This is a genomic window from Bacillus sp. Cr_A10 (assembly GCF_029222665.1).
GTDB lineage: Bacteria > Bacillota > Bacilli > Bacillales_A > Planococcaceae > Psychrobacillus.
The window spans coordinates 98485-110527 of sequence record NZ_JARHXR010000021.1 but is presented as its reverse complement, the minus strand read 5'-3'; the positions used below and the strand labels follow the sequence as shown (position 1 = coordinate 110527).

Sequence of the window (12043 nt, the reverse complement as noted above, 5' to 3'; positions counted from 1 at the left end):
CCCCCTAGTTTATATTATCTGCAATAGAGATATTCCCGCTAAAGTGTAAACGCAAACCGAATTAACTGTTAGAAATAGTTTAATTATATTGAAAGCAATCGTGGAATTCTTTACAATTAAATTATATAGAATTATTTGAATAGTTAGATAAAGTAGTGTATAGATAAGGAGAGATGGGGATGTCGATATTAAAAGGTTTAAAGATTTTAGATTTCTCTACATTACTACCGGGTCCTTTTGCAACAATGATGCTGGCAGACATGGGTGCAGATATTATAAAAATAGAATCACCAGATCGAGAGGACTTTCTAAAACATATTAATCCTAAGGATGGAGATGTATCAGCCACTTTCGCTCATCTGAATCGTTCCAAGCGCTCATTGGCTCTGAATCTAAAATTAGAGGAATCAAAGGAAATAATATATAAACTAATTCAAGATTACGATATTGTTATTGAACAGTTTAGGCCAGGAGTTATGGATAAACTTGGAATTGGTTATGACAGATTAAAAGAGATTAATTCGAAAATTATTTTTTGCTCCATTACAGGTTATGGACAAACAGGCCCTTTACAGCATAAAGCTGGCCATGATATTAACTATTTATCAATAGCTGGCATCCCAAGTTATTCTTTTAGGAAAAAACAGGTTCCTGTTCCGTCTGGCATACAAGTTGCTGATATAGCTGGAGGATCAATGCCTGCTGTTATTGGTATATTAGCAGCGGTATACAATCGAGATAAAACTGGAGTGGGACAGCATATCGATATTAGTCTGACAGATGTTTCTTTTTCTTTAAATGCTATGTATGGACCAGGATATTTGGTGGGGAATGAAGAGCCAACAGAAGAGTCTTTACTATTAAATGGCGGTACTTTTTATGATTATTATGAGACTAGTGATCATCGATACATTTCAGTTGGGAGCTTAGAACCGAAATTTCAGGAATTGCTTTGTGAACTAATCGGTGATAAAAGTTTATTAACATTAAGTGGTAGTAAGAGGCAAAAGGACCAGCAGACTTTCAAAGAGTTATTAGTACAAACATTTAAACAAAAGACCTTTGATGAATGGCTAAATATTCTTGGAGATAAATTCGATGGCTGTGTTGAACCTGTATTGAGTTTTTCAGAAGCAGTGAACCATCCGCAGATTAAAGCAAGAGAAATGGTTATCTCCGTTCCAAAGCAAAAAGGAGGCTCGCAAAATCAAATTGCTTTCCCTATAAAATTCTCTAATAACTTACCTGAATACCGTTTTTCTGGAGTACAAACGGGAGAACATTCTATGGAGATTATGGAGGAAATTGGTTTCCAATCAGAGACTATTCAATTGTTCACTCAAAAAGGAGTTTTTGGGACAAATAAGAATAAGGTTATTCCAATATAAATAAAATAGATAAATAGAAAAGGAGCTGATCATATGTTTTCACCATTAACACCGTTAGACTGGAAACGCAGAGCAGTAAAGTACTATCCGGAAAAGATAGCAGTAATAGATGGGGAGAAAAAGTTTACATATAAAGAGTTTGGGCAACGTGTAGACAAGCTTTCCAACGCTTTGCGTCAAGCAGGAATAAGCGAAGGAGACCATGTAGCAGTTATGCTTCCAAATACACACTACATGTTGGAATGCTTTTATGGTGTTTGTCAGCTTGGAGCCGTAATGGTACCCCTAAATTATCGATTAAATGCAGAGGATTTGGAATATATCATACAACACAGTGATTCCAAGATGCTTATCGTAGATGAAGAGTTTACTGGGCCAATTGAGAAAATTGAAAGTAACTTGTCTTTAGATCAAGTTGTCATTGTATCTGTAGAAGGGCAATCCCATTCGTTAAATGGAATTGATTTTGAGGACTTTATTCAACAGGATCTAGAAGAGATTTCATTACCACCAATTGATGAAAATCAATTGCTAACCGTAAATTATACAAGTGGTACAACCTCAAAACCGAAAGGTGTTATGCTAACTCATCGAGGTAATTATTTGAATGCAGCTAATTTTATGTACCACTTAAGCGTTCATCATGATGATGTATATTTGCACACATTGCCAATGTTCCATGCGAATGGATGGGGAGGAGTTTGGGCAATAACAGCTACAGGAGCTACTCATATCTGTTTAAGAAAAGTAGATCCTCCTCTCATATTAGATTTATTTGAAGAGCATAAAATCACTTTATTGTGTGGGGCACCTACAGTAGTGAACATGCTAGTTAACGAACCAAAGGCAAAAGAGGTCAAGATTACAACTAACCCTCGTATGGCTACGGCTGGTGCTCCACCTGCAGCAGCTCTTATTGCAAAAGCACAAGCCATTTTAGGTCTGAACATGATGCATGTATACGGGTTAACCGAGACATCTCCTTTCATCTTATATTGTGAGTGGAAAAAAGAATTTGATGATAAGTCTGCAGAAGAGCAATCGACGATTAAAGCAAGACAAGGTATTGAGCTTGCGTTTAATGGGGAAACAAAAGTAGTAAGTCAAGAAGATGGAAAAGAAGTGGCATGGGATGGAAAGGAATTAGGGGAAATCATCACTCGCGGTAATGTTGTAATGGAAGGGTATTATAAAGATCCTGAAAAAACGGCCGAAGCTATAAAAGATGGATGGTTCTATACAGGTGATTTAGCCGTAACCTATCCAGATGGATATATTGAGATTCAAGACCGTATTAAAGATATGATTATTTCAGGTGGGGAAAATATTTCTTCAACAGAAATTGAAGGGGTTCTTTATAAACATCCAGATATTTTAGAAGTAGCCGTGATTGCCGTGCCTGATGAAAAATGGGGAGAAGTACCAAAGGCCATAATTGTTCTCCATCCTGATCGCCATGTGACAGAACAAGAGATTATTGATTACTGTCGCTCAACTATGGCACATTTTAAAGCACCGAAGGCGGTTGACTTTGTAGAGGCTTTACCAAAAACGGCCACAGGTAAACTTCAAAAATTCCGACTAAGAGAAATGTATTGGAATGGACTGAAAAAAGTTAATTAAAAGTAAGTAATAAGAAATATAGACAAAGCAAGTATTATCGGGGGAAATCATAAGTATGAATTTAGTAGATATAACAAAGGAAAATTGGTTGAAAACAGTTTTTTTAACTACAAATGAAAATGGCCATGCAACCATTACAGAGAAGTTTGTTGCTTCTAATGCTCTTTCAATTGTTCAATCCGTATTTGAGACAGGATGGACTATTAAAGGAATTCAAGTGGATGACAAATTAATAGGGTTTACAATGTATGGATTTTCAGAAGATCTTTCAAAATATGAAATATGCAGATTAATGATTGATAGGAGATATCAAGAAAAAGGATATGGCAAGCGAGCAATTGGATTGATAATAGATGAAATGAAAAGGATAGAAGACTGTGATGCAATTTATTTATCAACTGAGCCTGATAATGAATTAGCACGAAAGCTATATGAGCGTTTTGGATTTAAGGAAACGGGCGAAATAATTGAAGGTGAAGTAGAATACTGTTTGCAATTAGTTTAGGATATAAAACGCTTGGATTTGTTCCAAGATTTTCAGACTATAGACAAACTCAAAGAAATTTGAAATTGTCTATAGTCTTTTTTTAATTACAATACATAGTATGAAATCGTCGATTTCCATTTCAGGCGCTACGCTTTCCACGGGCACGGCCTCAGCCTTCTTCCTTGCTCCTGCGCAAAGCTCGTCGCAAAAAACAATGCTCCTGCGCAAAGCTCGTCGCAAAAAACAATGCTCCTGCGCAAGCTCGTCGCAAAAATTAATTTCGCTACGCTCAGTCCGGGTGCTTCGGCTCGTGCTGTTCCCGTAGTAGTCTTCGCGCCTTCCACTCCAATCGACTAGTGTTGGTTTATATAAAAAGTGTTGATTTTCTAAATTTCTAAGATGTTAAGGTGTTGAATGATGACTGAAAACCAAATCAATGAACGTGAACAACTTGAAATGCTAACAGCAGCTTGTACCGAAGGCACATTTGGTCCGTAAATTAGATGCCGCGATTGATTTCCATTTCATTTATCCATTAGTAGAACATCTTTACTCTGCTACTGGGCGACCAAGGATTGATCCTGTTGTGTTATTTAAAATGACGTTTATTCAATATACATTTGGCATCCTTTCGATGCGCCAAACAATAAAAGAGATTGAAACGAATATGGCGTATCGCTATTTTTTAGGATTTGGTTTTCATACAGAAATACCACACTTCTCAACCTTCGGTAAGAACTACGCATGTCGTTTTCAAGAGACCGACATCTTTGAACAAATCTTTTACCGGATCTTAATAGAGATTATGGACCGTGGTCTATTATCAGAAGACCGTGTATTCATTGATTCAACTCATGTGAAGGCGAGAGCCAATAAACGCAAGTATGGCAAGAAAATCGTTAGGAAAGAAACACGTGCCTACTCAGTGTACAGAAAGTAAAAATCATAGGGAAATTTGAAATCAAAAACCTTCAAAATTGACAAAGTACCCCGAGAGACGAACTCTCGGGGTACTTTGTCTACAGTATAAAACGCTTGGATTTGTTCCAAGCGTTTTTTTTGTTCATTTCGAGGAGACTACTAAAAATTTTATCGGTTCATCTGTTAGGTTATACCAATAATGCATTTTATTCGCATCGAACATAATTGACTGGTGCTCTTGTATCTCTTCTTTATGGTCATCTACTACCACAGTTAATGTTCCTTTAATAACAAAAATAAACTCATGTCCACCATGTGAAAATGCATTTCCTTCATTTTCTCCAGGCTGTAGTATAACTAAAATGGGAGAGTAGGCAGCTTCTCGTATACCACAGGATAAATCCTTATAATAGAATTGTTCCCGTATTTCCTTTAAATCTTTTTCTTTATCGTTCTCAGGAAAAAATACAGTTGGGTTTACCTTTAAAGCATCTGCTATTTTTTTTAAAGATTCTAAAGTGACACTCGATTTACCACGTTCTACTTGTGAAAGGAAACTTATGGATACCCCCGTTTGTTCTGCTAACTCTTTTAAAGTCAGTTTACGTTCTTTTCTAAGATTTTTTAAAACCATACCTATATTAGAAGACATACATAATTCTCCTTTTAAATTATCACGTTATTTCTATTATCATACATTACTTTTGAAAGAACTCTCAATGTTAATAGATTAAAAACCTATTGACAGAAAATTTTCAACAATCTACAATAAAAAAAGGGGGAATTAAAGTGGCACTTCAATTTTTATAAAGGGGGAAGTAATATGGATTCAAAACAAATGCGGAAGGTATGGATTGCAAGTTTAGTAGGTAGCTCAATAGAATGGTTTGATTATTTCTTATATGGGACAGTAGCAGCTTTAGTGTTCAATCAATTATTTTTTGTTACAGAAGACCCAACAGTTGGTTTACTATTAGCGTATGCATCATTTGCTTTGGCTTTTTTTATCCGACCATTTGGTGGGGTAATCTTTGCGCATATTGGTGATAGAATTGGACGTAAAAAGACATTAGTTATCACGTTAAGTTTAATGGGAGTAGCTACCTTTGGAATGGGATTACTACCAACATATCAAGCAATTGGAGTATGGGCTCCGATTCTTCTAATCACTCTTCGTTTAGTTCAAGGGTTAGGTATTGGGGGAGAATGGGGTGGAGCTCTTCTATTAGCAGTCGAGTATGCCCCGAAAGAAAAACGAGGATTATATGGTGCTATCCCTCAAATGGGTGTGACAATCGGGATGGTTCTAGGAACAATCGCTTTATCTCTTATGACATTATTACCTGAAGGATCGTTTATGACATGGGGTTGGCGTATTCCATTTATATTCAGTGCATTATTGGTTATCTTTGGTTTATGGATTCGTAAAGGTATTGAGGAAACTCCTTCTTTTAAAAAGGTGCAGGAATCAGGAGATATTCCAAAGCTTCCAATCGTTGATACCTTTAAGTATCATTGGCGTGAAGTATTAATTGCAATTGGAGCGAAAGTAGTAGAAACAGCTCCATTCTATATTTTTGGTACTTTTGTTGTTTCATATGCAACAACAAATTTAGGTTTCTCAAGAACTACTACTTTAAATGCTGTGATGATTGGTACGATCGTAACAACTATTCTTATTCCGATTATGGGTAGCTTATCAGATAGAATTGGACGTAAAAAAGTGTATATTACTGGAACGGTTGGTATGGCGTTATTTGCCTTCCCTTACTTCTGGATGTTACAGCAACAATCAGTGGTATTATTAGTAATTGCTACAGTTATTGCATTAGGAATTATTTGGGCACCTATTACTGCGGTTCTAGGGACTATGTTCTCAGAAATTTTTGATGCGAAAGTTCGTTACACTGGTATCACTCTTGGTTATCAAATAGGTGCAGCAGTAGCTGGAGGAACTGCTCCACTAGTTGCTACAAGCTTAATGCTTGAATTTAACAACTCCTATATTCCAGTAGCATGCTATATAATCTTTACAGCACTTGTATCTTTAGTTGCAATTTGGGCTGTTAAGGATCGAAGTCAACAACATTTAGATGATGTAAATAATGATGCTGGTTTAAAAAAGCCTACAAATAGAAGAAAAGCAAAAGAATTGAGTCAAGTATAAAGTTATTAGAATAACTCGTCTTTGCCATTACTAGGGAAGACGAGTTTTTTATATAAATGGGGGTTGCAAAAATGTTAGTAGTAAATGAAGAACAGATTATGCGTACATATGGAATGACAGAGGCAATAAAAGATGTGAAAGACGTTTTAATAGCGAAAGAAGCAGAGAAAATTGCAAATCCGCATCGAACAGTAATAGAATTTCCTCAACACGAAGCTTCTGCGTTATATATGCCAAGTGCTGATCTAGTAGGAGAAGTGTCTGCAGTTAAAGTCGTGACAATTTTTCCAAACAATCCTCAAAAAAGTAAACCGACTACTCAAGGGGTAGTATTACTATCAGACGCACAAAATGGAGAGCATATAGCAATGCTGAATGCATCCTATTTAACAAGACTTCGTACTGGTGCTTTAAGTGGAATAGCAACAGATTATTTAGCGAGAAAAGATGCGAAAGTGGTTACTGTTATTGGAACAGGAGCAATGGCCTTTGAGCAAGTATTAGCTGTTCTTGCTGTTCGTAAAATTGATCGTATTATACTAGTAAATCGCACTACTTCAAAAGCTGAAATGTTTGGTGAAAAATTAAATTCATTTGGTGTAGAGGTACCTTATGAAATATTTGAAGATGTGTCAGTTGCCGTTCGACAAGCAGATATAATATGCTGTGCAACTCGCTCTAATGAACCTGTTTTTAAAGGAGAAGATTTAAAAAAAGGAACTCATATAAATGGGGTGGGCTCTTATTTGCCACATATGTTGGAAGTAGACATCACCACAATTACTAGAGCGTCAAAAATTGTAGTAGATGACCTAGCCGGTGTTAAAGATGAAGCAGGAGAATTAATGCATGCAGAAAAAATTGGGAAATGGTCATTCGACGATGTGCATGGCGAACTAGGAAAGCTTGTAAACGGTCAAACAATTGGTCGTGAAAACGAGGAGGAAATTACATTTTTTAAATCGGTAGGAGCAGCTTACTTTGATTTAGCAGTAGCAAAAGGTGTATATAATAAAGCGAAAAAACAACAAATAGGAACAGAAATAGATGTGTAAAAATGAATACGTAATAACATCTGAGGCATCCAATAATGGAAGCCTCTTTTTGTTGTATCTTATTAATTCCTACTAAACTACTATATTTAGTTGACTAAAGAAGTCATTTCCATTATTATATCTATTAACATACTAGTGAAACAGAAAAAAATTAACTTATGAAAGGAAGTTAAATATGAAACAACAAACAGTATCAATCCTTTCAAATGAATTATGTCTCTCCGGAGTACTCCATCTTCCTCTAAACTCTGTTGAACAGAAAGTTCCTCTCATTGTTATTTTACATGGATTTTTAGGTAGTAAAGTAGGAGAGCATCGAATGTTTGTGAAGGCAGCTCGTTTTTTTACTAAAAGAGGGTTTAGTGTATTCCGTTTCGATTTTAGTGGATGTGGTGAGAGCGACGGTGATTATTCTAATGTAGCGGTTACAAAACAATTAAAGGAAGTACAGACTGTACTAAATTATTTATCATCGATTAAAGAAGTGGATGCCGAGAATATTACTCTGATTGGACATAGTCTAGGCGGTGCTGTAGCTTCCATTACGGCTGCTCAGGATAGACGCATTCGAAAACTTATTTTGTGGTCACCAGTAGGTAAACCTTACGAAGATATTACAAACATTATGGGAAATGAGGCAGTAGAAACTGCGAAACTAAACGGAAGAGTGGATTATAACGGATTTTATGTAAGTAATTCATTTTTAGAGGACTTAAAAAATCATCACCCATTAGAAGCTATTTGCTCCTATAAAGATGAAGCTTTCATCATTCATGCAAAAGAGGATGAAGACGTTCCTACAGAACATACATATAGCTATTTTGATGCGCTACGTCAACGAGGATGTAAAAAAGAAGTGGATAAGCATTTTGTGGAGCAAGCTGATCATACCTTTTCCAGTTATGCATTGGAAGAAGAGTTATTTAATAAATCCTTTGAGTGGCTAGATAAGTTTTCGAATAATAGTGAGAAAATAGCGTTATAAAAAACCCACTTATTTTTTAAGTGTGTTCAGATGGAAGAAAAAAAGCAGTTGGCTAATTAGTCCGTGTTATGTTGATTTTTAGTCATTATTCACTATTACCTCAAGATTATTTTTCCTGCGCATATAGAAAATAATAAGGTAGAATTTTATTGGTTTGGAGAAGCGTTCGATCGACTCCTGCGGGAAAGCGAGACAGACGAGACCCCGCACGAAGCGAGAGCTGAGGAGGAGGCTCGACGCTCGCCCGCGGAAAGCGGGCGATAAGCTTCGGAAAACCTGTTCAAATCTATATAAAAAAATTCGAGATAGTTTACGACCTGAACACACTTATTTGCTAAGTGTGTTTTTATTTGTTTGATACTTGTAATTAGTATTATAAAAATTTAAATGGCAATACTTTAATTGACAAGCATTTTATAACATGTTAAAATTACTTTGAATTAGAGATATTTAAATTAAAGATAAATTCGGAGGGGAAATATATGAATCATTTAAAAGGCATGCATCACGTAACAGCAATTACAAGTAGTGCGGAAAAAAATTATGAATTTTTCACTTATGTATTAGGGATGCGTTTAGTAAAGAAAACGGTAAATCAAGATGATATCCAAACATATCACTTATTTTTTGCGGATGATGTTGGGGGAGCAGGTACAGATATGACCTTCTTTGACTTCCCAAATATTCCAAAAGGTACTCATGGCACAAATGAAATTTATAAAACAGCTTTCAGAGTGCCAAGTGATGCTGCATTAGACTATTGGGTTAAGCGTTTTGATCGTTTGGAAGTAAAGCATACGGGAATTGAAGATCAATTTGGAACAAAAGTGCTTTCTTTCGTAGATTTTGATGACCAACAATATCAATTAATCTCAGATGAAAATAATGAAGGAGTTGCAACAGGAACTCCATGGCAGAAAGGGCCAATTCCTTTAGAGTATGCTATTACTGGTCTAGGGCCAATTCATATTAGAATTGCTGAGTTCGATTATTTAAAAGAAGTAATGGAAAAGGTTTTGTTATTTAAAGAGATTGCACAAGAGGGCTCATTCCACTTATTCGAGGTCGGAGAAGGTGGTAATGGTGCACAAGTAATCGTTGAGAAAAACATTATTCTTCCGCCAGGTCGTCAAGGTTTTGGGACAGTTCACCATGCAGCATTCCGTGTGGAAGACCGTGCAGTATTGGAAGAGTGGATTCAACGTATGGCAAACTTCGGTTTTCAAACGTCTGGTTTTGTAGACCGCTTTTTCTTCCAATCTTTATACGCAAGAGTAGCGCCAGGCCTATTGTTCGAGTTCGCTACAGATGGTCCAGGATTCATGGGAGACGAGCCTTACGAAACACTTGGAGAAAAGTTATCATTGCCTCCATTTTTAGAACCAAAACGGGAAGAGATTGAAAGTATGGTACGCCATTTCGATACTGTAAGAAGTAAAAAGGAATTTGAAAAAGAATATTAATATTATCGCGCCTACTTCTATTTACGAAGTAGGCTTTTTTATCATTTAATAAGTAATTAATACTAAATTCATAACATACTAAATATTTAGAAAAAATGACGATATAATAAATAAGTGGTTAAAAATACATAGAGAAAATCCTTATTTTCAATTAGAGGGGTTTATAAGGAGACTACGATTTTTTGTAAGCTGTCTATTACTTAGGGGGGAAAAGAATGAATATTCGTTCTAAGCTTTTTATTATTGCTATTAGTTTATTACTTATTCCGAGTTTAATAATTGGACTAAGTAGTTATTATTCAGCTAAAAACAACTTAGATGAACTGGGAGAAAAAACGCTTAAAAATAGTGTGGAGATGGCTCTTTTAGTTATCGAGTCATTGAATACTTCGGTGGAAAATGGAGATTTGACATTAGAAGAGGCGCAGGAACAAGCAAAACAATATTTACTCGGAGATTTACAAAGTGATGGTACTCGAAAAATAACATCTAAAGTAGATTTAGGTATGAATGGATATTTTGTCGTATATGGAACAGATGGATTAGAAATCGCCCATCCTTCATTAGAGGGAGAAAATGTTTGGGATAAACAAGATGTAGACGGAAATTATTTTGTTCAGGAAATGATCGATGTTGCACAATCTGGTGGTGGTTTCACTCAATATAAATGGGATTTACCAAATCAACCAGGAACGATAGCTCCTAAAATTACGTATAATGCGCTTGATCCTAATTGGGGATGGGTAATCAGTGCAGGGACTTATATGAAAGCGTTTAATGAAGGTACGAATAATATTATTTTCACTATCCTAATAACACTGGCAATTAGTGCATTGATTGGTATTGTTGTAATCTATTTATTTTCTAGACATCTTGGTATACCAATACAAAGAATCGCTCAAAGTGTTACACAAATTGCCGAGCAAGACTTATCTACTGAAAGTATAAAGATAAAAAATAGAGATGAACTTGGTCATTTAGCTATTGGAATAAATACCATGGCAACCAATTTGAAAGAAGTAATTGCGTCTGTTTCCAATTCGGCACAGCAAGTAGCTGCAACATCCGAACAGCTTACTGCTAGCAGTGAACAGACAAGTAGAGCTTCGGAGGAAATCACAGAATCTATTCAACAAATTTCTTCTGGCCAGGAAAGTCAATTAGTTGGAATAGAGGGAGCTAAAAACTCTGCTTCGTATATCTCTACAAGTATTACAGAAATAGCGAAAAATATTAAGGAATTAAACGAACTATCCATCGCAACGTCTAAAGATTCATTAGCAGGTAATGAGGTTATAAGGCAAACAGTAGAACAAATGATGCAAATTAATAATCAAAGTTCGGTAACGACCGAATCTATGGTGCTTTTAGAAAATAAATCACAAGAAATCGGCGAGATTATTAATGTAATAACTGGTATCGCAGAGCAAACAAATTTACTAGCTTTAAATGCAGCTATAGAAGCGGCTAGAGCAGGAGAACATGGTAAGGGGTTTGCAGTTGTAGCGGATGAAGTAAGAAAACTAGCGGAAGAATCCGGGAACGCAGCTAAAAATATATCTTCTTTAATCGGTGAAATTCAGTTAAATACGAAGCATACTGTCCAAACTGCTAACGAAGGAAAAGTAGTGATAGAAAGTGGGATGAGCTATGTTTCGAACGCTGGAAAAACGTTTGAAAAAATAGCAGAGGATGTAAATCTCATTAATAATAAGCTTTCTATTATTTCCGAGGAAATTCAAGAAATAAATAGTAATACGGAAGTTCTTGTAAACGAAGTGAATAAAACGAAAGAAGTAACAGAACAGTCTACTAGTTATACACAAAATGTAGCTGCTGCAGCGGAAGAACAATACGCTTCTATGGTTGAAATGACTGCCGCTTCTAGGTCTCTGGCAGAAATGTCTGAGCAGCTTCAAGATATTGTTTCTGAATTCAAACTGGCAAAATAAAA

The 12043-nt window shown here is 35.9% G+C and carries 9 protein-coding genes and 1 pseudogene; 9 read left to right on the top strand and 1 reads right to left on the bottom strand.

Features of this window, described 5'->3' with window-relative positions:
* Nucleotides 1–179 precede the first annotated feature (179 nt).
* The 4 genes and pseudogenes from P2Q73_RS18690 to P2Q73_RS18675 all read left to right on the top strand — a co-directional run.
* Nucleotides 180–1388 carry a CaiB/BaiF CoA transferase family protein gene (locus P2Q73_RS18690; RefSeq protein WP_056833152.1) on the top strand — a complete coding sequence of 403 codons (1209 nt, stop codon included), beginning with the start codon at nt 180–182 and terminating at the stop codon, nt 1386–1388.
* Between the two features lie 33 nt (nt 1389–1421).
* Nucleotides 1422–3011: a long-chain-fatty-acid--CoA ligase gene (locus P2Q73_RS18685; protein ID WP_056833155.1), complete on the top strand. Its 1590-nt coding sequence runs from the start codon at nt 1422–1424 to the stop codon at nt 3009–3011.
* A 55-nt stretch (nt 3012–3066) separates the two neighbouring features.
* Complete coding sequence (locus tag P2Q73_RS18680) at nt 3067–3516, top strand: GNAT family N-acetyltransferase (protein ID WP_253278948.1); 450 nt, start codon at nt 3067–3069, stop codon at nt 3514–3516.
* Nucleotides 3517–3912: 396 nt separating this feature from the next.
* Nucleotides 3913–4420, top strand: a pseudogene (locus tag P2Q73_RS18675) (transposase); the annotation flags it as partial.
* 141 nt (nt 4421–4561) lie between these two features.
* Here P2Q73_RS18675 and P2Q73_RS18670 read toward each other — a convergent pair.
* Entirely contained in the window at nt 4562–5071 is a 510-nt protein-coding gene (locus tag P2Q73_RS18670) for a helix-turn-helix domain-containing protein (RefSeq protein ID WP_056833158.1), read from the bottom strand.
* A 171-nt stretch (nt 5072–5242) separates the two neighbouring features.
* Here P2Q73_RS18670 and P2Q73_RS18665 point away from each other — a divergent pair, with 171 nt between their 5' ends.
* The 5 genes from P2Q73_RS18665 (at nt 5243) to P2Q73_RS18645 (ending at nt 12041) form a co-directional block, all read left to right on the top strand.
* Nucleotides 5243–6586: an MFS transporter gene (locus P2Q73_RS18665; RefSeq protein WP_056833161.1), complete on the top strand. Its 1344-nt coding sequence runs from the start codon at nt 5243–5245 to the stop codon at nt 6584–6586.
* Nucleotides 6587–6657: 71 nt separating this feature from the next.
* A complete protein-coding gene (locus tag P2Q73_RS18660; protein WP_275789948.1) occupies nt 6658–7641 on the top strand; it encodes an ornithine cyclodeaminase family protein in 984 nt (327 codons plus the stop codon).
* A 175-nt stretch (nt 7642–7816) separates the two neighbouring features.
* Entirely contained in the window at nt 7817–8626 is an 810-nt protein-coding gene (locus tag P2Q73_RS18655; RefSeq protein ID WP_275789945.1) for an alpha/beta hydrolase family protein, read from the top strand.
* Between the two features lie 482 nt (nt 8627–9108).
* Nucleotides 9109–10089, top strand: coding sequence for a ring-cleaving dioxygenase (locus tag P2Q73_RS18650; RefSeq protein WP_275789942.1), 981 nt, complete (start codon nt 9109–9111; stop codon nt 10087–10089).
* Nucleotides 10090–10304: 215 nt separating this feature from the next.
* A complete protein-coding gene (locus P2Q73_RS18645; protein WP_275789939.1) occupies nt 10305–12041 on the top strand; it encodes a methyl-accepting chemotaxis protein in 1737 nt (578 codons plus the stop codon).
* The last annotated feature ends 2 nt before the right edge of the window (nt 12042–12043 follow it).

Coding starts and splice junctions, on each gene's coding strand:
- P2Q73_RS18650 (WP_275789942.1), top strand. CDS start 9,109: ATGAATCATTTAAAAGGCATGCATCACGTAACAGCAATTACAAGTAGT.
- P2Q73_RS18645 (WP_275789939.1), top strand. CDS start 10,305: ATGAATATTCGTTCTAAGCTTTTTATTATTGCTATTAGTTTATTACTT.
- P2Q73_RS18670 (WP_056833158.1), bottom strand. CDS start 5,071: ATGTCTTCTAATATAGGTATGGTTTTAAAAAATCTTAGAAAAGAACGT.
- P2Q73_RS18685 (WP_056833155.1), top strand. CDS start 1,422: ATGTTTTCACCATTAACACCGTTAGACTGGAAACGCAGAGCAGTAAAG.
- P2Q73_RS18655 (WP_275789945.1), top strand. CDS start 7,817: ATGAAACAACAAACAGTATCAATCCTTTCAAATGAATTATGTCTCTCC.
- P2Q73_RS18680 (WP_253278948.1), top strand. CDS start 3,067: ATGAATTTAGTAGATATAACAAAGGAAAATTGGTTGAAAACAGTTTTT.
- P2Q73_RS18660 (WP_275789948.1), top strand. CDS start 6,658: ATGTTAGTAGTAAATGAAGAACAGATTATGCGTACATATGGAATGACA.
- P2Q73_RS18690 (WP_056833152.1), top strand. CDS start 180: ATGTCGATATTAAAAGGTTTAAAGATTTTAGATTTCTCTACATTACTA.
- P2Q73_RS18665 (WP_056833161.1), top strand. CDS start 5,243: ATGGATTCAAAACAAATGCGGAAGGTATGGATTGCAAGTTTAGTAGGT.